The sequence below is a fragment of the Priestia sp. TRM10 genome (assembly GCF_057808375.1).
Window position 1 is genome coordinate 218,884 of sequence record NZ_JBJZOT010000013.1, and the last position, 25,057, is coordinate 243,940.

General features: G+C 36.0%; 27 protein-coding genes and 2 riboswitches. Of the genes, 22 read left to right on the top strand and 5 right to left on the bottom strand.

Annotated elements, in window-relative coordinates; translation table 11 throughout:
• Positions 1–69: 69 nt before the first annotated feature.
• The 5 genes from ACK3CR_RS12410 to ACK3CR_RS12430 all read left to right on the top strand — a co-directional run bounded on the left by ACK3CR_RS12410 (position 70) and on the right by ACK3CR_RS12430 (position 4,615).
• Positions 70–441 (top strand): YppG family protein, encoded by a 372-nt coding sequence (locus ACK3CR_RS12410; RefSeq protein ID WP_019393053.1) that lies wholly within the window; start codon positions 70–72, stop codon positions 439–441.
• A 154-nt stretch (positions 442–595) separates the two neighbouring features.
• Positions 596–889, top strand: a complete 294-nt coding sequence (locus ACK3CR_RS12415; RefSeq protein WP_243513668.1) for a DUF3817 domain-containing protein — start codon at positions 596–598, stop codon at positions 887–889.
• Between the two features lie 118 nt (positions 890–1,007).
• Entirely contained in the window at positions 1,008–1,643 is a 636-nt protein-coding gene (locus ACK3CR_RS12420; protein WP_268582595.1) for an RIO1 family regulatory kinase/ATPase domain-containing protein, read from the top strand.
• A 496-nt stretch (positions 1,644–2,139) separates the two neighbouring features.
• Positions 2,140–2,249: riboswitch (SAM riboswitch) on the top strand.
• Between the two features lie 70 nt (positions 2,250–2,319).
• Entirely contained in the window at positions 2,320–3,495 is a 1,176-nt protein-coding gene (locus ACK3CR_RS12425; protein ID WP_488975502.1) for a trans-sulfuration enzyme family protein, read from the top strand.
• Positions 3,449–4,615: a trans-sulfuration enzyme family protein gene (locus ACK3CR_RS12430; protein WP_243513665.1), complete on the top strand. Its 1,167-nt coding sequence runs from the start codon at positions 3,449–3,451 to the stop codon at positions 4,613–4,615. Before ACK3CR_RS12425 ends, ACK3CR_RS12430 begins: the two co-directional genes overlap by 47 nt.
• Before the next feature lie 33 nt (positions 4,616–4,648).
• Here ACK3CR_RS12430 and ACK3CR_RS12435 read toward each other — a convergent pair whose 3' ends face one another.
• On the bottom strand, positions 4,649–4,909 hold the full coding sequence (locus ACK3CR_RS12435) for a hypothetical protein (RefSeq protein ID WP_243513663.1): 261 nt from the start codon (positions 4,907–4,909) through the stop codon (positions 4,649–4,651).
• An 80-nt stretch (positions 4,910–4,989) separates the two neighbouring features.
• Positions 4,990–6,591 (bottom strand): APC family permease, encoded by a 1,602-nt coding sequence (locus ACK3CR_RS12440; protein ID WP_243513661.1) that lies wholly within the window; start codon positions 6,589–6,591, stop codon positions 4,990–4,992.
• 578 nt (positions 6,592–7,169) lie between these two features.
• Here ACK3CR_RS12440 and ACK3CR_RS12445 point away from each other — a divergent pair.
• Complete coding sequence (locus tag ACK3CR_RS12445; protein ID WP_019393062.1) at positions 7,170–7,406, top strand: hypothetical protein; 237 nt, start codon at positions 7,170–7,172, stop codon at positions 7,404–7,406.
• 46 nt (positions 7,407–7,452) lie between these two features.
• On the opposite strand, the gene ACK3CR_RS12450 is transcribed toward ACK3CR_RS12445, so the two are convergent.
• Positions 7,453–7,533: a YjcZ family sporulation protein gene (locus ACK3CR_RS12450; protein ID WP_074842781.1), complete on the bottom strand. Its 81-nt coding sequence runs from the start codon at positions 7,531–7,533 to the stop codon at positions 7,453–7,455.
• 198 nt (positions 7,534–7,731) lie between these two features.
• Here ACK3CR_RS12450 and ACK3CR_RS12455 point away from each other — a divergent pair, with 198 nt between their 5' ends.
• The 11 genes from ACK3CR_RS12455 to ACK3CR_RS12505 all read left to right on the top strand — a co-directional run bounded on the left by ACK3CR_RS12455 (position 7,732) and on the right by ACK3CR_RS12505 (position 16,653).
• Positions 7,732–8,310, top strand: a complete 579-nt coding sequence (locus ACK3CR_RS12455; RefSeq protein WP_243513659.1) for a molybdenum cofactor guanylyltransferase — start codon at positions 7,732–7,734, stop codon at positions 8,308–8,310.
• Positions 8,311–8,389: 79 nt separating this feature from the next.
• On the top strand, positions 8,390–8,905 hold the full coding sequence (gene mobB / locus ACK3CR_RS12460) for a molybdopterin-guanine dinucleotide biosynthesis protein B (RefSeq protein ID WP_243513658.1): 516 nt from the start codon (positions 8,390–8,392) through the stop codon (positions 8,903–8,905).
• Positions 8,886–9,362 carry a molybdenum cofactor biosynthesis protein MoaE gene (locus ACK3CR_RS12465; protein WP_243513656.1) on the top strand — a complete coding sequence of 159 codons (477 nt, stop codon included), beginning with the start codon at positions 8,886–8,888 and terminating at the stop codon, positions 9,360–9,362. The genes mobB and ACK3CR_RS12465 overlap by 20 nt, the downstream gene beginning before the upstream one ends.
• Entirely contained in the window at positions 9,355–9,585 is a 231-nt protein-coding gene (gene moaD, locus ACK3CR_RS12470) for a molybdopterin converting factor subunit 1 (protein ID WP_243513653.1), read from the top strand. Before ACK3CR_RS12465 ends, moaD begins: the two co-directional genes overlap by 8 nt.
• 5 nt (positions 9,586–9,590) lie before the next feature.
• On the top strand, positions 9,591–10,811 hold the full coding sequence (locus ACK3CR_RS12475; protein WP_430239435.1) for an ABC transporter permease: 1,221 nt from the start codon (positions 9,591–9,593) through the stop codon (positions 10,809–10,811).
• Between the two features lies 1 nt (position 10,812).
• Positions 10,813–11,964 carry an ABC transporter permease gene (locus tag ACK3CR_RS12480; RefSeq protein ID WP_328123415.1) on the top strand — a complete coding sequence of 384 codons (1,152 nt, stop codon included), beginning with the start codon at positions 10,813–10,815 and terminating at the stop codon, positions 11,962–11,964.
• Positions 11,937–12,683 carry an ABC transporter ATP-binding protein gene (locus ACK3CR_RS12485; protein ID WP_243513645.1) on the top strand — a complete coding sequence of 249 codons (747 nt, stop codon included), beginning with the start codon at positions 11,937–11,939 and terminating at the stop codon, positions 12,681–12,683. The genes ACK3CR_RS12480 and ACK3CR_RS12485 overlap by 28 nt, the downstream gene beginning before the upstream one ends.
• Positions 12,684–12,910: 227 nt before the next feature.
• Complete coding sequence (locus ACK3CR_RS12490; RefSeq protein ID WP_124050337.1) at positions 12,911–14,182, top strand: ammonium transporter; 1,272 nt, start codon at positions 12,911–12,913, stop codon at positions 14,180–14,182.
• A gap of 117 nt (positions 14,183–14,299) precedes the next feature.
• Complete coding sequence (locus tag ACK3CR_RS12495; protein ID WP_488975503.1) at positions 14,300–15,277, top strand: DUF294 nucleotidyltransferase-like domain-containing protein; 978 nt, start codon at positions 14,300–14,302, stop codon at positions 15,275–15,277.
• 3 nt (positions 15,278–15,280) lie between these two features.
• On the top strand, positions 15,281–16,009 hold the full coding sequence (locus ACK3CR_RS12500; protein ID WP_488975504.1) for an exonuclease domain-containing protein: 729 nt from the start codon (positions 15,281–15,283) through the stop codon (positions 16,007–16,009).
• Positions 16,010–16,104: 95 nt separating this feature from the next.
• Positions 16,105–16,653 (top strand): hypothetical protein, encoded by a 549-nt coding sequence (locus ACK3CR_RS12505; protein ID WP_243513637.1) that lies wholly within the window; start codon positions 16,105–16,107, stop codon positions 16,651–16,653.
• A gap of 14 nt (positions 16,654–16,667) precedes the next feature.
• Here the strand turns inward: ACK3CR_RS12505 and ACK3CR_RS12510 are convergent, their stop codons facing one another.
• Complete coding sequence (locus ACK3CR_RS12510; RefSeq protein WP_234962031.1) at positions 16,668–17,129, bottom strand: hypothetical protein; 462 nt, start codon at positions 17,127–17,129, stop codon at positions 16,668–16,670.
• A gap of 319 nt (positions 17,130–17,448) precedes the next feature.
• Positions 17,449–19,278 (bottom strand): APC family permease, encoded by a 1,830-nt coding sequence (locus tag ACK3CR_RS12515; RefSeq protein ID WP_243520931.1) that lies wholly within the window; start codon positions 19,276–19,278, stop codon positions 17,449–17,451.
• 117 nt (positions 19,279–19,395) lie between these two features.
• A riboswitch (cyclic di-AMP (ydaO/yuaA leader) is annotated at positions 19,396–19,538 on the bottom strand.
• A gap of 254 nt (positions 19,539–19,792) precedes the next feature.
• Between ACK3CR_RS12515 and ACK3CR_RS12520 the strand changes: the two genes are divergently transcribed.
• The 5 genes from ACK3CR_RS12520 (at position 19,793) to ACK3CR_RS12540 (ending at position 25,038) form a co-directional block, all read left to right on the top strand.
• Positions 19,793–20,350 (top strand): YdhK family protein, encoded by a 558-nt coding sequence (locus tag ACK3CR_RS12520; RefSeq protein WP_243513636.1) that lies wholly within the window; start codon positions 19,793–19,795, stop codon positions 20,348–20,350.
• 88 nt (positions 20,351–20,438) lie between these two features.
• Complete coding sequence (locus tag ACK3CR_RS12525; RefSeq protein WP_488975506.1) at positions 20,439–21,404, top strand: histidine kinase N-terminal 7TM domain-containing protein; 966 nt, start codon at positions 20,439–20,441, stop codon at positions 21,402–21,404.
• A 48-nt stretch (positions 21,405–21,452) separates the two neighbouring features.
• Positions 21,453–22,013 (top strand): GGDEF domain-containing protein, encoded by a 561-nt coding sequence (locus ACK3CR_RS12530; protein WP_328123424.1) that lies wholly within the window; start codon positions 21,453–21,455, stop codon positions 22,011–22,013.
• 254 nt (positions 22,014–22,267) lie between these two features.
• A complete protein-coding gene (locus ACK3CR_RS12535; protein WP_243513627.1) occupies positions 22,268–23,455 on the top strand; it encodes an MFS transporter in 1,188 nt (395 codons plus the stop codon).
• Between the two features lie 197 nt (positions 23,456–23,652).
• Positions 23,653–25,038: a PepSY-associated TM helix domain-containing protein gene (locus ACK3CR_RS12540; protein ID WP_488975507.1), complete on the top strand. Its 1,386-nt coding sequence runs from the start codon at positions 23,653–23,655 to the stop codon at positions 25,036–25,038.
• The last annotated feature ends 19 nt before the right edge of the window (positions 25,039–25,057 follow it).

Here is a 25,057-nt window from a genome sequence, read left to right on the forward strand (position 1 = left end):
AAATTTCGTATTCACGTCTGCCTAGGCTGTTTACATAGTATAAAAATGAAAAGAGAGGGGGAAGAACGGATGAGAAGAGTTCATCAGTACAGATATGCACCTATTCAAAATTACGGAAATCCCTATTTGTATCAAAGTCATCCATATGTAAACAACACTCAGTTTGTAGATGTCCCTTATACTCCTAACATGTACAATCAACATATAACAACCGGTGGATATATGCCACAGCAGAATATGTATGAACAAGGTCAGCCCCACTACTATCCTAAGCAGTGGATGCAAACAAAAAGTCAGCCACCGCAAATTTTAGCACAGTTTAAGAACAGCGATGGTACGTATAATATGGATAAAATGATGAATACAGCAGGTCAAATGATGAACGCTGTTAACCAGCTATCAACGGTTTTTAAAGGTGTTACGTCGATTTTTAAAGTATAGGAAAAAGCCGGGTATTCCCGGCTTCTTAATGTCATGAAACTGTCACAGGAACAAGGTGATAAAAGATTTGTAACTTTGGTATACTAAAAACGTAAGCACATAAAAAATGAATTTGGACATACATAAATAAAAACAATACAAAGGAGACGATAATATGATGAACTCTCCACTCGGTGGAATGAGGTTTGTAGGACTCATTGAAGGGCTTTCTCTCTTAGCTCTTTTAGGAATTGCAATGCCGCTTAAGTATATAGCAAATATCCCTGAAGTTGTAACAGTTGTTGGTTCTATTCATGGGGGATTGTTTGTTTTATATATTTTAATGGTTGGTTATGTCACGATGAAAGTACGTTGGTCATATAAATGGATTGTAAGTGCTTTGTTAGCATCTGTTATTCCATTTGGTAATTTTATTTTAGATACAAAGCTACGCAAGTTCTCAGCTTAAAAAAGTCATCTCAAAAGAGCTTTTACCAAAGGTAAGAGCTCTTTTTTTTAAAAGCATATTATTATGGAAAGTGTGAAATTTGTAGTATGTTTGAAAAAAGAGTGAAGGGGGAAAAAATGTGAGGAAAGCTTCAGAACTCGTAGAGGAAGTTAAGTTCCAAAAAAAAGGCTCTTCATATTCTCTTATTCACCTGCCAAGAGAATTAAAAGTAATAGGAACAGGGAGAAGTGCGTGGGCTTTTAAAGTGAAAAATGAAAATAAAGTGATTAAACTATTTTTTCCTTCGTTTGATCACTTAGCGCAAAAAGAGGGAGAAGTGTATGAAAAATTATCACATTCTCTCACTTTTCCTGAAATATATGAAGTTGGACCAAACTATATTGTAATGGAATATATTAAAGGCAAAACGTTTTATCAGTGTTTAACAACAGGTGTGAGAATTCCTACAAAAGCAATTGAAGAGGTTGAAAAAGGACTTGCCTTTGCACGCTCGAAAGGATTAAACCCTTCAGATATTCATTTACACAATCTTATTCTAACGCAGGATAAAGAAGTTCGTATTATTGATGTTGTACGCTATACTCAGAAGAAAACATGCTATCAGTGGCGCGATTTAGCAAGAGCTTATCGCTATTTTTATCAAAAATCTTATTTCCCAAAAAAGTTTCCAAAATGGTTTTTAGAAGCAATTGCTTATTTATATAAATACTGCAAACGTCTTAGTCAGTATCGAAATAATAAGGAGCTGAAATAATCATGGGAAGATTGAGCAAAATTATCAGATTACTGAAGAATCCTAAAGTCCAAAGAGCTATTAAAAAAGGTGTTCCAATTGTAAAAAAAGAGCTTCAAAAGCGTAAAAAGAGATAGAAAGGAACAAACTCACAAGATTAGATGTTCCTACGTTTGTCTATAATGATAAAAATAAGATAGAGGAGGAATAAGGCAATGGACTTTCCTTTATATGAGGCAACAAAAAGCGTAGCAGAATACAATGAACTAGTGAGTGAAAGATTAAGAAGATGGGACTGCACTGTATATTCCATCACTGCTTTTTTATATGAGTAAAAGAAACAGCAGAGACATTCGTTTCTGCTGTTTTTTTAATATATGCTTAAAACAGGATATAGTAGAAAATCCTTTTGAATAGTGTGTATATTTAACCTTTTTAGAAAACTTCGTTGACAAACACTCATATTTTTACTAAAGTAAGATTAATTACTTAACAAAATCAATGAATTATAAATTTACTCTTATCAAGAGTGGCGGAGGGACTGGCCCGATGAAGCCCGGCAACCATCAAGTAATATACTTGAACGGTGCCAATTCCTGTAGAACAAATTGTTCTTACAGATGAGAGATTTCGGATTAGCCGCTCTTTCATTTGTAAAGAGTGGCTTTTTTATATTGAGGAAGAAAGGGAGAATATTATGCATATTGAAACAGAGTTAGTAAGATCAGGAATGAAAAGAGATGCTGCAACAGGTTCACTTACAACGCCAATTTATCAAGCATCTACGTTTGAACACCCTCGTTTAGGAGAAAGCACAGGTTACGATTATTCTAGAACAGCCAATCCTACTAGAACATCGCTTGAAGAAGCAATTGCGGTTCTTGAAAAAGGAGAAGTAGGAGTTGCTTTTTCATCAGGTATGGCTGCTATCTCAGCCATTTTCCTTCTTCTTGAAAAAGGCGATCATCTTATTATCTCAAAAGACTTATATGGTGGAACATATCGTATTCTTGAAGATATTGTCAAGAAAAATGACGTAGAGGTTACATATGTTAACACTGAAAATTCAGAAGAGATAAAAAGAAATCTAAAAGAAAATACAAGAGCTCTATTTATTGAAACACCAACAAATCCACTTATGCACGTTACAGATTTGCATGAAGCAATTGCTATTGCAAAAGAACATGATCTTTTAACAATTGTTGATAACACATTTATGTCTCCATATCTACAGCAGCCACTTGTACTTGGTGCAGATCTTGTTGTACATAGTGCAAGTAAGTATATAGGCGGACACAATGATGTTATTGGTGGACTTGTTGTTAGTCGATGTCGTGAGCTTGGTGAACAAATTCGCTTTTATCAAAATGCTATTGGTGCCATTCTTGGACCACAGGAATGTTTTCTCCTTCTTCGTGGCTTAAAAACATTGGCATTAAGAATGGATCGCCACGAGGAAAATGCTTTGAAAATTGCTCAGTGGCTTGAAGAACAAGATTTGATTGATAAAGTATTTTATCCAGGATTAGAAAGTCATCCAGGCTATAACGTAATGAAGAAACAAGCAAAAGGCTTTGGAGGAATGCTTTCCTTCTCTGTAAAAGAAGAAGCCCTAGTGCCTTTCTTATTAGAACATCTTCAAGTAGTTACGTTTGCTGAGAGCCTAGGAGGCGTTGAAACATTAATTACGTTCCCTGCACGCCAAACACATGCTGATATTCCAGAGGATGTTCGAAATGAAATTGGAGTAACGAATTGCTTGCTTCGCTTATCAGTTGGTATTGAGCATGGAGAGGATTTAATTCAAGACTTTAAGGAGAGATTTGATGAGTACAAAAGATCAGAAGTTCAGCACAAAGCTTATACACGCTAAAACTCACGTTGAAGAGCCATTTGGTTCTGTCAATGTGCCTATTTATCAAGTAACTACGTTTAATCAGCAAAAAAATAACCGATACGATTATTCTCGATCAGGTAACCCTACACGAGAAGCTCTAGAACATACTGTTGCATCCTTAGAAAATGGAACGTATGGATTTGCTTTTTCATCAGGTATGGCTGCTATTTCTTCTGTTTTATGTTTGTTAAAAAGTGGAGACGAAATTATCGTTTCACATGATGTATATGGGGGAACATTCAGAGCGGTTACACAGCTCTTCACTAATTTTAATATTAAAGCTGTGTTTGCTAATACAACAGATATTAAAGAAGTAGAACAACGTATTACAGAAAAAACAAAAGCGATTTTATTTGAGACTCCATCAAATCCGTTCTTACACGTAACAGATATTAAAGAAATTGTGCGCCTTGCAAAAGAATATGATTTATTTACGATTATGGATAACACGTTTATGACGCCATACTTACAAAAACCGCTTGATAAAGGCGTAGATATTGTCGTTCATAGCGCAACGAAATATCTTGGAGGTCACAGTGATGTTGTAGCTGGAGTTGCCATTACAAATAGCGAAGAGTTTGCTGGGAAAATTGGGTTTGTACAAAACGCTTTTGGAGCGATTTTAAGTCCTAATGATAGCTGGCTTCTATTAAGAGGGATTAAGACACTAAAAGTACGTCTAGATCAGCAACAAAAGTCAGCTTTAGAGCTTGCGCAGTGGCTAAGTGATAACTCACAAGTAGATGAGGTGTATTATCCAGGACTTCCATCTCACCCACAGCACAAATTAGCAAGTGAGCAAGCAAGTGGCTACGGGGCTATCATTTCCTTTAAATTAAAAGATAAAGAAGTAGCAAAAGAGACGCTTAATCATGTTGTTCTCTCTTCAGTTGGGGTAAGCCTTGGAGCAGTAGAGAGCATTTTAACGCATCCTGCTACGATGACTCATGCAAGCATGCCTCTAGAAGATAAAGAAGAACGAGGCATTACAGAGCATCTTCTTCGTATTTCAGTTGGCCTTGAAGATGTTGAGGATTTAAAAGAAGATTTAAAACAAGCATTTGAGAAAGCGGAAAAGGCTTTTTCATATAAATAAAAAATAAACGTCAAGGAATTCATTCCTTGACGTTTATTTTATCGCGTCATAAATTTGTTCATACAAAGCTTTTAATGCTTGTTTCGTCTCATTTTCTAAAGAAGACTGTTCAATTCGAGTAAGGGCAGTTGTAAGCTGAACTTCTTTTGATTTACGAATACGAGGGTGCGACCATGCTGAACTTAAATCTTCTTTTATAAGCTCTTTAAGTTTTTCTTCAGCTTCTTTATAGGAAGAAAGCTGGCGGTTGTTCCAAAGAGATAAATAAGCTTTTAATAAGCCTTCATAATTCATTTTAATAGCTCCTTTGTGAAAAATAAAAGCTGCCAGAAGGCAGCTTTTATTTTAACTTTATTCAGTTTGCGAAACAAGCTTTATTTAGCAGGTTCTGCGTTAGCTTCCGTTTTCTCTTCAGGTATAGGCTCATCATTATCAATAATTGCTTTTGGTAATCCACTATATTTAGCCCAGTAGTAAATAGCTAGTGCTACTACAGTGACAAGAATTAAGTCTACAGGATTTTTTAATGTCTCTGTTCCTCCACCAAATGAACCAAGGTAAGAAATAACAAGCATGATAATGTAATAAGCAATTAACCACCAAGCAGATTTTAATTGTTGTGCTAAGCTTACTTCTTTTGTTGGTACATATTTAGAGAAGATAAGGTATAGAACAAACATAACAAGCTGAGAACCTAATAACCAAGAGTTTGTTTTCCATCCTGACCAATATACGATAAAGCTTGCAAAGATAAATGAAAGAGGTGCAATAATACTCATACCTTTAAGCTTAAACGGTTTTTTTAGGTCTTTTGCATTTACTCTAAACGCAGCAGATGAAATTGGAGCTACTACATATGAAAGAATAAGGGCAACCGAACAAACGTTAACAAGCGCGTCCCATGATGGGAATGGTAATGTCCAGAATACAGATAGTCCAAATGAAAGCCATAGAGAAGAACGAGGAATTCCTGTTCCTTTATCTACTTTTGAGAACGTTTTGAAAAGTGTTCCAGTACGTGACCATGCATAAACGAGACGGGATGCTGTATTCATAAAGATGTTTCCACTCGCTCCTGGAGAAACAACAGCGTCTAACACAACAATTACAGCTAACCAACCTAAACCTAATGCAATGGCAATATCTTTAAACGGAAGTGAAAATTTATCGGCAATTTGCGCCCAATCGTTACCGATCATATCTGTTGGAATACTTCCGAGGAAAAGAACTTGCATTGCTGTATAAATAAGGGCTGAAAGAATAATACAAACAACTAACGCAATCGGAATGTTACGCTGTGGGTTTTTAACTTCACTTGCGATTGAAACGATTGGATGTAATCCAAGATAAGCAAACATTACGCCACCTGTTGCAATTGCTGTTTGAACTCCTTGTCCACCAAATGGGGCAAACCCAGCTACTGAGAAGTTAGCTGATTTAAAATGGAAAGCAAGAATAACGATAATTGTGACAGGAACTAAATATTTGAAAACTGAAATAATAGCGTTTGCTTTTGTAAATGCTTTAACACTCCAGTAGTTCAGTAAGAAAAATAGAGCGAGTAAAGCAAACTGCAACAGCCATCCAATAACAGTTGGTGACTCTGAATTCGCTTTTGTTAACCCTGGGAACCAGAACGCTAAATATTGACGAACTGCCGTTACTTCAATCGAAACTAAGCTTGTATAGGCGATAATCGTTACAAAAGAAATGAGATACCCAACTAACGGACCGTGTGAATATACTGGGTACCGAAGAATTCCACCTGTACGAGGTAATGCTGCCCCGAGCTCAGCATAAACGAGACCAATTAAAAGAATAATGGCCCCCCCGATTAACCAAGCCAAACTTCCTACTGGACCTGCTTTTGAAGCAACACTACTTACAGCAAAAAGCCAAGCTGAACCGAAGATTGCTCCCAATCCAATAAGAATAAGATCAAACAATGATATGGACTTTTTAAAATTTCCAGACATCAACTTCCTCCTTAAAACATTACAAAACTTACGACTAATGTGGTTTATAAGAACATAAAATCTTTTTACTTATTTTCTCGCAATGATGTGCTCATTACGCGTGAAATAAAATGGAAAGTTTTCGGTTCCTCCTCTCTTGAGATATTGAGAAGAGTACGGTAGTTCAATATCTCCACAACTCTGTAATTTTTTTCACATTTTTCTTCTTACGTCATATTGACACAAAAACAAAAATATGAATAAATCGCTTATGGTTTCTAAACCTAACAAAATATTACCCAATGTTCAAGGTTCTAAACCTATTGTTATGAAAAATGAAACTTTGTTGCACCGCTTGCTGTATATAATGTAAGCGCTATCTTTAATTAATTAAAATAAAACTATTCTGACATTTATCTTTTTAAATATTTTGTTTTGTTGTAAAGAGAAATGTGTATGCGTTTTTATCTATAAAATGAAAGAAATATTCTAGGACAACCGATGTTGTTCATATGTATGAAAATAAGCAGAATATAAAGGAGGAGACTATTATTTCACAACGTGAGGAGAACCAACGAGATGGGCAAAAAAGAGGGTTTGTGAAAAATACGTCAAATGAAGTAAATGAGCTTTTTCATAAAACAGTTGATACAGCAAACAATATTGTTAAAGGCGTATCCGGAAAAGGTGGATTGGTTGGAAAGGTAACAGATACATCTTCGAACATTTTGAAAGGAACATCAAGCAAGGCAAACGAGATGATTGGGAAATCTGCAGATACAACTGGGAAAATGGTTAAGAAGACTAAAAATAAATTTTTTGGTCCTAAAAAATAAAAAAAGAGCCTCTGAGCTTACAAGCGCTCAGAGGCTCTTTTTCTTCTTAGTAAGTGTAAGAAGTACCGATGATGATAAGCAAGATGAACAAAACGACAACTAATGCAAAGCCAGAATTAAAGCCCATTTTATTGCCCTCCTTTGTTTCTAAAGTAAATCTAACTTCCCTCTTTCTTTCTGTACTTTTAGCTTATGCAGAAGAACATAAAACGTATAGGTTAATGAATTAGACAAGTTGCCCGTTTTTACGAAGTAACCTTAAATGAGTACATTGAGGTACTGAAAAAACTGTGACATAATCAACTAAAAAAGGAAGGGGAATTCTATGGACATAGCAGGGGTGTTACTAGTAGGAGGAGAGTCTAGACGTTTTGGAAGACAAAAAGCTTTTGCTCATTGGAAAGACAAAGAATTTTATCAATGGTCATTTGAAGCCCTTAATGAAGAAACACAAAACACAGTAATTATTAGTCATCCATCCCTTGAAGAAAAATTAAAAACGATGTATGACCAAGTGTATCTGGATGATTTAAAATATCGTGGAAAAGGGCCTCTTGCAGGCTTGTATACGGGAATGAAAAAAATAAAAGCAAACTGGTACGCTATTCTCCCTTGTGATACACCAAATATAACAGGGGATGTGCTTGCTGAATTAAAAGAACTCAGAGACGAACGTTTTGATGCAATTGTTCCTGTGATAGAAGAAAAGAAGCAGCCACTAATCGCTCTTTATCATAAAAGAACGCTTCCTTTTATTATAGAGAACCTTGAGGAAGGGAACTTGAGAATGAGCAGTCTTCTAGACTCGATTTCTGTACTTTTTGCTAACAACCTTAAAAGTCCTTCTTTTGCTTTTCTTAATATTAATGATCAAGATACTTACCAAAAGCGTCGTTCTTTTTAAAGGGAAGGGAATACAACGTTATTTAGATCATTTTCATGGTAAACTAGAAGAAGGATTATACATAAGAGGAAGTGATTTTATGGCCCATATTTTGCAGGTTGTAGGCTATAAAAATAGTGGCAAAACAACACTAGTAGAAAAAATCGTTTCTTATTTAAAAAAGAAGCATGTGCGTGTTGCCACTATTAAACATCATGGTCACGGAGGAGAACCCTATAATGTAGAAGGAAAGGATAGTGTAAGACATCGCCTTGCTGGTGCTGATGTCTCGGGAGTAGAAGGAGGCGGTCTTTTTTCACTTTCCATCAAAAAAGAAAAATGGACGCTTGATGAGCTTATCGAACTTTATCGTCTTTTTTCTATTGAAATGATTATTGTAGAAGGGTATAAAGAAGAGGCATATCCTAAAATCTGTTTAGTGAAAAATGAAGAAGATGTACATATGCTTAAGAATCTATCTAACGTGTTACTTGTTTTAACGTGGGGGCCAATTCCCAAGGGACATTATCTTGTATATTCTATTCATAGTAATGAGTTTACTGAATGGTTAGGTAATTATTTTAAGGAAGTGATAAATGATGAATCAACTATTTGAAATTGTGCGCGAACCGATTGAGCCAAACAAAGTAATGAAGAAAGTGATGAGACGTGAAGCAGGAGCCGTTACAACTTTTATTGGTACAGTAAGGGAATTTACAAAAGGGAAGCGTACGCTGAAGCTAGAATATGATGCATATGACAAAATGGCGGTTAAAATGCTTGAGAAAATTGGCAAAGAAATAGAAGAAAAGTGGGGAGATGTAAAAGTAGCGATTACACACAGAATCGGAATGCTAGATATTTTAGATATTGCCGTTGTTATCGCTGTTTCAACTCCTCATCGACGTGATGCATACGAGGCGAACGAGTATGCAATTGAACGAATTAAACAAATTGTCCCAATCTGGAAAAAAGAGTTTTGGGAAGATGGGGAACAGTGGATTGGAGATCAGCTTGAAACAATTCCATATCCAGATGGAAAGCCTCAGAAGGAAGGAGAACAGAATGATTAAAATTTTACTTTTTGCACGCTTGCAAGAACAAGTAGGAAAGTCAGAGCTTCATGTGCAATATAGCGGTCAAACGGTTGGAGAACTTAAAGAAATGCTTCAAAAGAAATATGATTTCCTATTGGATAATGTAATGGTAGCTGTTAACGAAGAGTACGCTTTCGACGAGGAAAAGTTATCTGAAAATGACGTTGTTGCTTTTATACCACCAGTTAGCGGCGGGTGAACGAGATGAAGCGGACAGGCACGTTTTTTTCACTTTCTTTTAAAATACTTTTAAAAAACTGGCGCATGACAATTTTGCTTTTGCTCATTCCGCTAGCCCTTGTGGCAACTCTTGGCGTTACATTTAGTGCGCTATTTCACAAGGGAGAGCAAGTTAAATCATTTTCGGTTAGCATTGTTGATGAAGACAATACGTTTGAAACGCAATTTATTCTTCAGCAGTTTACAGAAAATGAAGAATTACATAAATTAATTACGCCAATTGAAACAGATATAAATGAAGCAAATAGACTTTTAAAGAGAAATACAATAGCGGCCATTATTATTGTGCCCGAAGGATTTAGTGAAGGATTAAAAAATGGAGAAAATATTCCTGTTGAAGTAATAGGAAACAGCAGAAGACCTCTTCAATCTGAGCTTGTCGCCTATCTTATGAAGAGCGCGGCTGACTTTGTTTCAGCATCACAAAGTGGAATAAATACTGTATATAAATTTTCAGAAGATGCTGGTTTTTCGGAAAGTGAGCTTGAAAAAGAATTTAGATCTTCTCTGCTTTCGTTTTCTTTTCACGTTTTAGAAAGGAATGAAGCTTTTTCTCATGATGTTGTAAAGGGATTGTTCAGTCAAAATGTCATTCAGTACTATGCGGTCTCTTTTTATGTGTTGCTTATTATGTTTTGGAGTTATGGAGGGCTATTTTTGTTGCGAACAAAGCAAACAAAAGCATTAAATCATCGTTTTGTTTCACGTCATATCTCGCTCTTTTCCATTAGTATCGGAAAAGGTTTTGCTTTGCTTCTTCTAATTAGTCTATGTTCGCTTCTGATTGGAGTGCCTATCTTTGAAAGTCTCGGATTAAAAGCAGTGGAAAATAGCTGGATTTTTGGAGGTTTAACCGTAATTTCAGCCTTTTTCTTTATAAGTTTATTTATCCTGATAGAAGCATTAACAAAACGTATTCAGTTTTATCAACTATGTGGACTCTTTTTTATGATTGTCAGCGCTCTTTTAGGAGGACATCTTATCCCACCTGTCTATTTTCCAGAAGAACTTTTATGGCTTGAAGTGTATTATCCGAACTCTATGATTTTAAAATCGTTTCTTGCCTTATTTAGTGGAGAAGAGTATAACCATTTTCTAAAATCCTCTCTATCTCTTTTTTTCCTTTCATGTGCTTTTCTCGCTCTAACGTTGATGAAATTCAAGTTAGGAAGAGGGGAAAAGTAATATGAGATTAATGGGATTAAATATTAAACAAATGCTAAAAAAATGGACAACGTGGCTGCTTTTTCTTTTCCCTGTTCTACTTGCAGTAGGAGCTGGAGGGCTGATTGAAAAGCAGGGAAGCGAGATTGGAATTCCAATCGTTTTTGTTGATAAAGATAACAGTACCTCGTCAAAACTTGTTGTGGATCGGATGAAAAAGCAAGATCTTTTAGACGTTTCAACAGCAACGCAAAAGGAAGCTTTTCGTCGTTTAGGACAGAATAAAGTAGATAGCGTTTTTATCATTGAAGAGGGATTTGAAGAAAAAATAAACCTTGAAGAAAGAGAGGGCGTTATTAAGCTAGTTTCTACCCCTTCATCTCTTACTTATCGTATCGTTCGTGAACTTGTCGCAAGCGAAGTGACCCGTCTGACAAGCAACGCAAAGGCTGCTAACCGGGTTATTGCCATTTATGACAAGAGAAAAATAGATATAGACAAGGAAGAAATTTGGAAAGATGCATATCGTTATTCAGACGACCAGTGGGAACCAGAACCACTTATGACAATCCAGTATAAACAAGAGGGAGAGAAGTTCGGCAATAGAGAAACTAAAGGGAATTTTAATTCTTATCTAGGACTATGGAGCTTCTCAGTATTGCTTCTTTGTTTTATTATGAATGAATGGGTTTTAAAAGAGCGGCTTTTGTTTTCGAGAATGAGAACAACATATAAAGGACTCACGGCCTATATTTACGGGAAATTAGGATCACAGCTTCTCTTCTTGTTTGGAAGCGCCGCATTATCTTTTGGTGTCTTGTTATACTTTCACCATATTACAATGAATATAAAAGTATTAGTAAGTATGATCATATTTAGTTTGTTTTCTAGTATGTTAAGTATGTTTATGGCAAGCTTTATCCGTTCTAGTGGAAACTATTATTTGCTATCTTTTTTAGTTGTAATGATGATAAGCGCTTTTGGTGGAAGTTTCTTTCCGCTCAGTGATTTTTCACCTTCCTTAGGACATATATCAGCTTGGATGCCTCAATCGCTTTTTGTAAAAGCATCTTTTGCTCATGAGTATTATTATAGTTTTAGTGCTTTTATAATCGGAATAAGCGTGATTTTATGGGGAGGAACAGTATGGAAAATACAGAAACAGAAAAGATAATTGTTATAAAAGACGTGTATAAAAAATATAAAGGAAGAATGGCGTTAAAGGGGGTTTCACTTTCTATCCACAAAGGGGAAATCTTTGGACTTCTTGGTCCAAACGGAGCGGGAAAGTCTACGTTGTTATCGTTGCTAGCAACCATTGTCCCGCCGTCTAAAGGCGCGATCACTGTTCAAGGACTCGATCTTCGAAAACATAAGAAAAAAGTACGGGAACAGATTGGCTATGTTCCTCAAGACTTAGCTCTATGGGAAGAGTTTACGGTAAAAGACAACTTTATGTTTTGGAGTAAACTCTCAAAACGTAAAAAATCGAAGGAAGAACTTTATAAACTATGTGAGAAAGTAGGTCTTGGTGACAGGTGGAATGATAGAGTTGAAAATCTATCAGGCGGAATGAAGCGAAAGCTTAATATTGGTATTGCCCTCATTCATGAACCATCTATTTTAATTATGGACGAGCCAACGGTTGGAATAGATATTCAATCTAAGTTTGAAATTAATCGTTACGTGAAAGAGCTAGCTGCTGAAGGAACAACAATTATTTATACAACACATGATATGAGTGAGATTACAACCATTTGTCACCGCATGGGAGTTTTAAAAGAAGGAAGAATGGACTTTATCGGAACAATTGAGGAAGCTAAGTATAATGCAGAAAATAAAGGTTGGAATATAAAGAACCAAGAAGAGTTAATTTATCACATCTTAAAGTAAGCAAGGATTGAATGTTCAATCCTTGCTTTTTTGTATGTAAACAATTTATACATTTTCAAATGAATTGAAATTGTGTAAGAAGTTCTGACATAATAAATCTGAAAATTTAAAAAATGGTGTTGACTTTTCTTTCTAATGCTATAAAATAAAATTAAATCATTAAATGTAAGGAAAAGTAACACTTGATGTAACTAAAGAGATTTGTGATGAAAAAAGGGGGCAATCATATGGATATGGAATTTTTGATGAACAGCGTTTGGGTTATGCTTGGAGCAATTTTAGTTATTTTTATGATAGGCGGATTCATTCTTCTTGAAGCAGGATCAACGCGAATGAAAAACGCCGGCCATATTGCTGGGAAAACAATTTTTACATTCGGCATTTCTTCCCTTGTCTTTTGGGCAGTTGGATTTGCTTTTATCTTTGGAGATAATGCAAACTTTCTTGTTGGTTTATCTCACTTTTTCTATTCCGGTTATGAAATTGAAGGGCAAGGACTTTCAACGGCTGTATTCTTTGTCTTTCAATTAGCTTTTGCTGGCATCTCGTTAACTATCGCGCTAGGTGGGTTTGCAGAGCGAGCAAAAATGTCGGTTTATTTTATCTTCTCTATTTTATTTGCGGCACTTATCTATCCGGTTGTTGCACATTGGATTTGGGGCGGAGGTTGGTTAGCTGAGCACGGTAAGCAAGACTTTGCTGGATCAACGGTTGTTCATTTAACAGGCGCTATGGCTGCGCTAGCAGCAACGATTCTTTTAAAACCCCGTATTGGCAAATATAATAAAGACGGTTCAGCAAACAACATTTATGGTCATAACCAAGTGTTTACAGCTCTAGGAGTGCTCATTTTATGGGTAGGATGGTTCGGTTTTAATGCGGGAAGTACAGTTTCTGTAGCAGATGGCTTTTTTGGATTTGTTGCTCTTAATACAAACCTTGCTGCTGCAGCTGGAGCTGTTGCTGCATTTCTTATCTCATGGCTTGTGCTTGGAAAATCAGATGTTCCAACGATCTTAAACGGAGCATTAGCAGGACTTGTTGCCATTACGGCCTCTTGTGCATTTGTTGACACGTGGGCAGCTGTTGTTATTGGTTTCATTGGTGGACTTATCGTATTTTATAGTGCACGTTTCTTTGAAAGAAGACGTATTGATGATCCGATTTTTGCTTTATCTGTTCACGGTGTAGCAGGAGTTTGGGGAACATTATCAACAGGATTTTTCGCAACGCCCGAACTTGCTACAGTTGGAAAACCAGGTTTGTTCTACGGTGGTGGATTTGACCAACTTGGCGTTCAATTCACAGGTGTAGCTGTTTCTGCTCTTTATGCTTTTGTCGTTTCTTTCATTATTTTAGCTATTGTTAAAAAAGTAATGGGAGGACTTCGCGTAACAGAAGAGGAAGAAATTATGGGATTAGATATGAGCGAGCATGGAAGTTACGGATATCCTGAAGCCTTTACAACTCAAAAAGAAAACAATAAGCTTAGTTCATAAAGAAAGAGAAAACTTTGCAATAAATGAAATGAAATCCTCCATAAAAGAAAGTGGAGGATTTTATTTCATTTCAATAGAAAGTGTTCCCTTTTAGTATAAGAAAAAGGAAGTGGCACAGTGCAAAATGAAGCTCAGTACAAAGAACTAAAAGAATGGCGTTCTGAACACATTCAAGCTTATTTGACAGATAACAAGAAGTTAAATCAATTTCACGATGAGCTGATGAGAAAGGTGTTTAACAAAGCTTTTCAAACGATAAAAAAGCAAAGTGGTGAACCACCATGTGCTTTTTTATGGTTTGTAGTCGGAAGTGCTGGAAGGCGTGAACAAGGGGTTGCGAGTGATCAAGATCATGGACTTGTATATGAGACGAAAAGCCAAAAGTATGAAACATATTTTAAATCTCTTGGAGAAGAACTTTCATTTGGTTTAAATGAAGTTGGCTATCCTTATTGTGAAGGAAATGTAATGAGTTCAAATAAAGTATGGAGAAAATCGCTAGAAGAGTGGGAAGAACAGCTTCTAGAATGGATGGATTCACAAAGTTGGGAGAGTATGCGCTATTTGCAAATCTTCTATGATGCTCGCTCCCTTGTTGGAGAAGAGAAGTACATCACAACATTAAAAAACAAAGTGCATGATTTTAAAAAAGAACATCCCACATTATTAAGGCGTTTTTTAGATAATATGATGCACGTGAAAAAAGCTGTTGGTCCATTTGGGCAAATCTTTGTTGAAGATAATGGGGCACATAAAGACTCTATTCATATTAAAAACGCTGCTTTTATGCCATATGTAAACAGCGTTCGTCTTTTATCAATTAAGGAGGGAATTCATGCAACGTCAACTTTAGAAAGGCTCTCTGAACTTTGCTCATTTCCTTGCTATAAAGAGCTGAAATCGTACTACGAGAATTTTGAACGAATGTTAAGTTATAGAGTCTCGCTTTTTAAAGCATCTACAACATATGATGAAGTACATTACTTAAATATTAAAAAGTTGAGCAAGGATGAAAAAAAAGAAGTAAAGCACATTTTGAAGAATGGGAGAAAGCTACATGAATATGTACAAAAGATTATCAAAAAAGGATGTTAGATAATGGGGTTTGAGCCGTTTATTCATTTTATGAGGGAGATGCATGGTAAGCTAAATGCCAGTATTTTTGGCGGAGCTCAAGGGATGAGTTCTCAGCAAATAGCTTATTTGCGTCAGCTTCAACGAGAACTTGATGTAGAAAGAGCGTTGAATGTGCCTCTTTGTGAACTTGACGTTGTTGTGTTGGATTTAGAGACAACCGGTTTTTTTCCTAACAAAGGGGACGAAATTCTTTCTATTGGAGCTGTGAAAGTAGAAAAGGGAGAAATGATGGAAGCGAAATCATTTTATTCGCTTGTTCAATATGAAGGAATCTTAAAAAAAGAGGTCAAAGAGATAACGGGAATTAATGAAGAAATGGTCAAAAATGCTCCTTCTCTATCAAATGTGCTCATTGACTTCCTTTCTTTTGTAGGAGATATGCCAATTGTTGCTCATCACGCAAATCATGAAAAGAATTTTTTACAGCATGCAAGCTGGAAGCTATTTCGCGCACCTTTAAAACACCGAATTATTGATACTTCTTTTTTATATCGAATTGCTGATGAAAAAGATGATAATAAGCCGCTTGAAGAATGGTGCCTTGATAATAACATCGTTGTAGAGAATCGCCATCATGCACTTGGAGACGCAAAGCTTACAGCAAAGCTGTGGTGCACATATGTTAAAAAAGTTCAGAAATCAGGGTGTGAAACGCTAAGAGATGTATACGAGCGTATTGCAGCTAAATAGAGAGCATTTCGTAATGAAATGCTTTTTGGTTTACTCTTAGTAAGAAGGGGGAAGAGGTATAGTAAGTTAAGCGATAAAAAGAGGAGGAGAAAAGGATGAACAAACAAATGTATAAAGAATATACGGATCAAGAAGCAAATAGTAAGCTTTTAAAAGGAATCATTATTGGTGGAATTATTGGCGGAGCTCTTACTCTTTTTGATTCCACAACACGCAGCAAAGTGAAAAAGGCAGCGTCGGGAATGACGGCTTCTTCAAAAGAAATGTTAGTGAATGTAAAAGAAAATCCTCAAGAAACAAAAAATCAAATGATTGACCGTTTTAAGACGGCTTCAACGACTCTAAAAGATGCTATTAGTGATGCACAAGATTTGTATGCTAAATTTAATGAAGACGTATTTAGCAAAGTAGAAGAAGTGAAAGACATTTCTTCAGATGCAGTTTCAACAGTCAAAGATTCTAAAGAAGATATTAAAGAGGTAGGTTCAAAAGTAGCAAAAGCAGGTTCACAAGCTGCTGAAGCATATCCTCAAGCGTCCGAGAACAAAACAATGAGCGGAAATGTGGACAACCCTCCAGAAAAACAAGCTTCTCCAGAGCTTAAACCTGTTGAAACGGGAACTAGCAGACCAAATCAAATGTAATAAAAAGAGCAGAATTAGTTCTGCTCTTTTTTTACATTTAGCAAAAAAGATAGCAGTATTTTGAGTAACAGCCCTATTAAAATTCCTGGAATAACAAAGAGCATAGGGAGAAACACAGGTCCTAAATTATGATGAGCAATTTCAATTTTTGAATAATACATAAGTCCAACTGTTACAGAGTAAGCGCAGAAGGCAAAGGGAAGGAACGTTAACGGATGTTTCCCACCACCGTCATCTTTAAAGGCATCCCACATTGCAAAAAAATAGATACAAGGATAAAACATGAGCCATCCTATCTCAGCTGTTTCAGAAGCTTTCTCAATTTTTCCTAGAAAGCTATAGTAAATTGCTTCATTAAAATTTGCTCTTACATTAATTACTAGTTCTAAAATGATAAATGTAATTCCTTTTATATATTTTCCGTTTAAAAATTGACCAAACCCTGGGAAAGCAATACTCCAAAAAATTCTCTCCATTTTCAAGCTCTTTCCGATAATCTGTTTTGTTTAGAAAAGGAGAGCGGTTTATAGGAGCTGAGATTATCGGGATTAACCTGCTTAAACGGGAAAAAAGGAAAAATAGTAACTTCATACGAAAAAAGATTTCTTCTATTTAGTAAAGAAAAGAGAAGGATAAAAACGGGGTAGAGAAACTTCATAAATACCCTCCTTTTATAAAATAAGCTTCTTTTTATCTTTTTCAATTACTGGAAATTTATGCGGGTAAAGTCATAATATCAGAAGTAAGCAAAAAGGAAAGCGTATTTATGATGAAAAATACGCTTTCCTTTTTTAGTTATTTCTTAAACTTGAATGGAAGAGTTGTTACAATAACGTTTTTTCGATAAAGCAAATGTGCTTTCAACAATAAACTGGACTGATTGTGAAGCATATTGTGCCAGCTTTTGCTTGTAATAAACTGTGGAATGAGGACTGTTACTGCCATATTGCTATCTTTTGATTTTTCTTGCACAATGTCGATGAACCGCAGAAGCGGACGGACAAGGCTTCTATATTGAGAATAAAACGTAACAAGTCGAATGTCTGGATGTACTCTTTTCCATTTTTCTTCAAGTACTTTTTCACTTTCACGATCAAAAGCAACGTGAACAGCAATAATGGTATCTCCGATAAGGTTTGCATAACTTAATGAACGTTCTACAGCTTTTGTCATTCCTGCGACAGGAATGATCACTACATTTCCTGATAAAGCAAATGTGGTTTGATCGTCATCTGAAATGCGAAGCTGCTCACCAACTGCTTCATAATGACGTTTAATACGATGAAAAGCCAGAACCATAACTGGTAAGAAAATGAGTACTGCCCACACTTGAGTGAACTTTGTTGTAAAGAAAATAATGAGTACAATAAATGTAATAAGAGCGCCGACTAGGTTAATGATCATTTTTCCTTGCCATCCTTTAGGCTTTTCTTTCAGCCACTTTGCAATCATCCCTGTTTGTGAAAGTGTAAAAGGGATAAATACACCAACAGCATAGAGCGGAATAAGTTTTTCCGTTTGGCCATTGAAAATAACAATAAGCAAAATAGAAGCAGCACCAAGAGTCACAATTCCATTTGAATATCCTAATCGGTCTCCACGAATAGTGAACATTCGCGGAATATATTTGTCTGTTGCAAGATTAACAGCTAGAAGAGGAAAGGCTGAAAATCCTGTATTTGCTGCAAGAATTAGAATCAAGGCTGTCGTTCCTTGAACGAAATAGTATAATCCGTTTCTTCCCAAAACTTCAGCTGCAATTTGGGAGACAACTGTTTCATTTCCTTTTGGAGAAATGCCGTACCAATAGCCTAAAAAAATAATTCCTGAAAAAAGGATTGCCAAAATGATTCCCATTGCGCTAAGCGTTCTGACTGCGTTTTGAGCAGCAGGATTTTTAAAATTTGTTACCGCATTTGAGATAGCTTCAACTCCTGTAAGAGCTGAGCATCCTGATGAAAAAGCTCGTAATAGAAGAAATAAGCTAATTCCAGGAACAGCTGTACCCATTGCTGTATGTGTAACAGGGGGAGTTTGCCCTGTTGCAACGTTCCAAAGACCAACTGCAATTAAGATTAAAAGAGCAATTACAAAGAGGTACACAGGATAAGCAAGGACAGACGCCGATTCTGTCACACCTCGTAAATTTAAAAGAGTAATAACAATAACGAGTATACAAGCGATAATTACTTTATAATCGTGAATGGCAGGAAAAGCCGATGTAAGGGCGTCTGTTCCAGCTGCAATACTTACTGAAACGGTTAAAATATAATCAACTAAAAGTGAGCCACCTGCAATAAGTCCAGGATTTTCTCCTAAGTTTTTTTTCGATACAACGTAAGCTCCGCCACCTTCGGGATAAGAATAAATAATTTGACGGTAAGAAAGAATAAGCGCCATTAGTAAAATAAGGACTCCAATAGCAATTGGAATAGAATACCAGTATGCGACAACCCCAACTGTTGCAAGAACAATTAAAATCTGTTCAGGGCCGTATGCAACAGAAGATAGCGCATCAGACGAGAGAATAGCAAGCGCTTTTAGTTTGCTTAACTTTTGTTCTCCAAGCTCGTTTGATTTTAAAGGCTTTCCAATTAACCACTTTTTAAGAGCTGAATAGTTCATCATTTTTTCCTCCTAAGATTTTGCCATTTCATGAAGGAAGTGTTTACTAGGCTTAAAAAAGAGCACAAAAAAGAGCCCTAAGGTTTTCCTTAGCGCTCATATTAAGCAGCATAAAGCAAACCTTCTCTATAAACGCTGATGAGGTTAGCTGTCGGATTCGGGCCTTTAGAGTAGCCCTACCTTTTTAAAAGGATTCACCCCTAGTGACAAAGCACAAAAATTGGGTCCCCCACTCCTTACAGATTAAGCGATATAAGGTGAAATGGAATTTCAATATGATGTTTTCATAGGTAATATACTGCTAAAAATTCAATTTGTAAAGAGAAAGATTTTTAGCTTTTTTTCAAAAGAAAAAGGTCATTCGCCTCTTTAAATGTCTTCGCTTATTTTTTAAAATGATAAGTTAAAAATTTTTAACAAACCCATGATTTTAAAAGAAGATGGGCATATTATAACTTGTTTTATACCTATATGGGGTATATTGTGAAAGAGAATAAAGAGAGGAGTGGTAACGATGTATAAAAAGCTTGGTTTGATAGGATTAGCAGCTAGTATAAGTCTTGGCGGATGCAGTGAAAAAAGTGACTCAAAGGCTACAGAAGAGACAACAATGCAGAATGAACATCAGCATAAAGAAGAGCACAGCGGAACCGAGAAAGTCCCTGAAGATTTACAAAAAGAAAAACATCCTCATTTTAAAGTTGGAAGTGAAGCTATTATTACATCAGGTCATATGGAAGGAATGAAAGGAGCACAAGCAACAATTGAAGGGGCCTATAACACAATAGCTTATGTTGTCTCATATAAGCCAACAACAGGAGGGAAGACGGTCAAAAATCATAAATGGGTGATTCAAGAAGAGATAAAAAATACAGGAAACAAAACGATGGAAAAAGGAGATAAAGTTATGCTTGAAGCAAACCATATGAAAGGGATGAAGGGAGCAGAGGCAACGATTGTGTCCGCTAAGGAAACGACAGTTTATACGGTAAGCTATACCTCAAAAACATCAGGAAAAGAAGTGAAAAATCACAAATGGGTAACAGAAGATGAGCTAGAAGAAATAAAATAAGAGAATAAATTAAAAACTAGTCAATAAGTAGAGATTTGCTATATAATGAAAAAAATAGTTCTTTTTAACTATTGAGAGGAAACGGGTCGTGGAAGAATTATGGGTGTATATTACTGTTGTAGCAGATGCAGGTTTATTAAGCTTTTTTCTTTGTTGTTATTCTTATTTTAAGATAAAAGATGCACCTGGGGCTACTTCCTATACACTTGTGACACTTTTGTCCACCTTTTTCACTTTTTCTTACGTTTTCGAACTTAAAAGCACTTCATTGGTGCAAATAAAGTTTTGGGTAGGGATGGAATATTTAGCATTGCCTTTTATTCCTCCCTTTATTTTACTCATGTGTTTTGAATACATAGGCAAGAAGATTAGCGTGTGGCTTCGTTATATTTTATTCGCTATTCCACTTGTGACAATCTTTATGCACAGCACGAATGATCTCCACCATCTTTACTATACGACTGTTTCTTTAAGAGCGGATGCACCATTTCCAGTTGCAAACCTAGAACACGGTCCCTTTTTTTATCTTCATTCATTTTTTATGTTTGCGTGTATTGTAACAGGAGCAATTGTGCTGCTGATAGAAATAAAAAAAGCACAATTTCGTTTCAAAATACAGCTTCTTCTTATGTTTTTTGGATTGCTTGTTCCCATGATAGCAAATTATGGTTACTTGAATGGAATTAGCTCCTATGGGATCGACCTTGGACCGATCTCAATGAGTATTTCGTTTCTTTTTCACGGTATAGCTCTTTTTATGTTTCAAATGTTTAATGTTGCGCCCATTGCAAGAGATCGGGTTTTTAAGAGTTTGCAAGAAGGCGTTATTGTGTTAAATCAACAGACTCATATTGTCGATTACAATCAAAAGATGACGTCTATTATACCCGCTCTTAGCAAATGCTCTATTGGAACGAGTGTCCTGCAAATTGTGAGAGATAACGTGGACCTTTTTTGCATTATGGAAGAAAGAAAAGACTGTGACTATAAAGTGATACAAGAAAATAAAGAAGAATATTTTCACGTTCGATTTTCTCCTATTCAAAATCAGTAAGGATTTCAAGTTGGGTTTATTGTAACGTTCAGTAACATCACAGAACGAGTGATTCTTCAAGAGAAACTTCAACATCTTGCAAGCATTGATGGATTAACAGGAGTTTTAAATCGTACGTTTTTTATGCAGAAAGCAAAAGCACAGTTTCTAAAGTTTCAGCAACATGGTGGACAAGCCTGTATTATTATGTTTGATGTGGACCGTTTTAAGAGTGTAAATGACACATTTGGTCATGAAGCAGGTGATGCGGTATTAACGAGTATTTCTAAAATTGCAAAAGATACTTTAATAAATAGGGGTTTTATAGGAAGATATGGAGGGGAAGAATTTATTATTTATATTCCTGATGTTTCCCTTGTTGAAGCGTATGAATGGGGAGAGCAAGTTCGTCAAAAAATAGAGCAAAAAACTGTTATTGTCCAAGGAGCAAAAATCAATGTTACATCAAGCTTTGGCATTTCCTGCTTTGATGACACGTACCATTCCTCATCTTCAACGTTGAAAGATGTAATTCGAGAAGCAGATGAGGCTTTGTTTAAGGCAAAAAGAAATGGAAGAAATCGTGATCATTTTGTAATGCATTCTAGTTTATATGAGAAATTAACGTAAAAAGGCGCAAAAACAGCGTCTTTTTTTATTGTATATGTGACGTTAAATTTCTAGCTTCTTTATGTAGTATAGTTAGAAATCCTCTTCCTCTCCTCGATAAACTGTTTTTTCTACAATTCATAAGGGTACGTAAAAATGTGGAGAAGGTTTGTAAAGATTTTTTTATAATGACCGCATTTCTATAGACTTTTACGAAAAAATCCTATATCCTAGTCATTTGTATGAAAATATAGAATGAAAGGAGAGAGAAGAATATGAGCAGATTCTCTGCTTCTCGAAATATTATTTTAACTGTATTTATGATTTCAACATTCGCTATTGGAATGACTGAATATGTTGTAACAGGTCTTTTAACTCAATTTGCTGAGGATTTACATGTGAATGTTTCCACAACTGGACTTCTTTTAAGTGTTTATGCAATAAGCGTTGCAATATTCGGTCCTCTCTTGCGAATTGCAACAATCAGATTACCATCAAAGCCTCTTCTTCTTGGTTTAATGGGCTTGTTTATTATAAGTAATATTATCGCAGCTACGGCACCAAACTTTCAGGTGCTTGTCTTATCTCGTTTGTTATCTGCTGTAATGCATGCTCCTTTCTTTGGTTTATGTATGAGCATTGCATTTACGCTTTCAACACCTGAGAAAGGAACGCGTGCAATTGCTGCTGTACAAGGTGGCCTAACAATTGCTATTATGTTGGGTGTTCCATTTGGTTCTTATCTTGGCGGGATTTTTGACTGGCGCTATGTGTTTTGGTTTGTAGCATTATTAGGCTTTATTTCACTTATTGGTCTTATCCTTGTTGTTCCAAATCAAAAGGTTGGTGTTGCTCCTAATTTGCGTTCAGAGCTGAAAATATTTAAAAATCGAAATGTATTACTTGTGCTTGCTATTATTGTTTTCGGTTTTTCAGGTGTTTTTACAGCCTATACATTTACAGAACCAATGCTTACGCAAATTGCGGGTTTTAACGTAACGAATATTACAATTGGTCTTTTTGTTTTTGGAGTTGGTGCTGTTATTGGAACTTTTGCATCTGGCAAAATCCCTCCGCATCTTTTAACAGAAAGACTAATGATGGTTCTCATTGGATTAGCAGCCGTTCTTGCTTTGTTTACTTTCCTTATTCCATTTAAATTTGTAGCTTTTGTCATGTGCTTTTTATTTGGGGCTGGAACCTTTGGTACAACACCAATTTTAAATGCTAAGATTATTTTAGCTGGAAAGGAAGCTCCATCACTTTCAGGGACGATTGCCGCTTCTATTTTTAATTTAGCTAATTCAATTGGTGCAACTCTAAGCACAGTCTTTTTAAATGTTGGAGCGAGTTTTACCCTTATTACGTTAATTGCCTCAGGAATGATTTTATTTGGCTTGGTTTTAACCTTTGTGACCCACAAAGTTGAAGACAAATCTCTTTTTGCTCCTCAAAACAGCTAAACCATTAACGGTTTAGCTGTTTTTTTATAGGCCAAAATACCCTGGCTTTTTTGTTCAATGTTTTTTCACATCTTTCTTCATTCCCCCTCTTGTTTAATAGTTAGCTGTCACCTAATCTTAATAAGGAAACATTGTTCGAAAAATTTAGTTCTTTTATACAATAACATCTATTTTAAAATTAAGAAGGTGAACACAAAATGACATCAGATGATAAAACTTCAAACCGGGATGAACGTCCCACAGCAAAAACTTCATCTTCCTCCTTTTATAAGACAATTTGGAGATGGCACTTTTATGCGGGGTTAATTTTTACTCCTTTTCTGCTTATATTAGCAATAACAGGAGGAATTTATTTATTCAAACCTCAGATTGAGAACTTTTTGTATCAAGATTTATATGAAGTAAAAAATGAAGAGGGGAGCGTCTTGCCTTCAAAACAAATTGAAGTTGTAACATCGAAATATGTAGATGCTCATGTATATAAATATCGCCCAAGTGATTCACCTACTCGTTCATCAGAAGTAGGCGTTCATATAGGAGATGGAACGTATACTATTTTTGTGAATCCACACAATGGAGAAATTATTGGACAATTAAATGATAAAGACCGCCTTATGGATAATATCGAAAAATTCCATGGAGAGCTTATGGTAGGTACGATAGGAGATCGTATTGTTGAACTTGCTGCATGCTGGGGACTTGTTCTCGTTGTAACAGGTATTTACTTATGGTGGCCACGTAGAAAAACAAAGTTTTGGGGCGTTGTACTGCCGCGTTTTTCGAAGGGGAAGAAAGTTCTTACGAGAGATTTGCATGCAGTACCTGCCTTTTGGATTTCAGCAGGCTTACTGTTTCTTATTTTTACAGGTCTTCCATGGTCTGGTTTGTGGGGGAATACGTTTCAGCAGATTACAACAAATGCAGGACTTGGATATCCACCTTCTGTTTGGGTTGGTGACGCACCGAAGTCTGATGTACAAACAAAAGAAATTGCAGATGTGCCTTGGGCAGCTGAGACAATGAAGGTTCCTCTTTCAACATCAAAAGACCTTTTGCCACTTTCAATTGATGATGTAGTAAAAATAGCTGATGAGCAAAATGTTACAAAAGGATACAACGTCATATTTCCGCAAACAGATGATGGAGTATATACGCTTTCACTATTTCCACCTAAAGCACAGGATGAAGTGACAATGCATATTGATCAATACACAGGAGCAGTACTTGCTGATTATCGATATGATAGCTATAAACCGTTAGGCAAAATGATTGCTTTTGGTATCACAATTCATAAAGGAACACAGTTTGGTCTTATGAATCAGCTTATAGGACTTCTTGTTTGTTTAGGAATTGCAGGCGTTGTATTAAGCGGCTTTTATCTTTGGTTGAAACGTAAGCCAAAAAGTAAGCTCGGGGCTCCAAAAGCAGCTGAAAATCCAAAACAAATGAAAATTTTATCTTTTATCATTATTATAATGGGAATTTTGTTTCCGCTTGTGGGCATTTCAATTATTGTTGTACTTCTATTTGATTTCTTCATTGTCAAGAGAGTACCACAATTAAAAAGATTTCTAAACGCTTAGGGAGACAAAAGATAGGGGG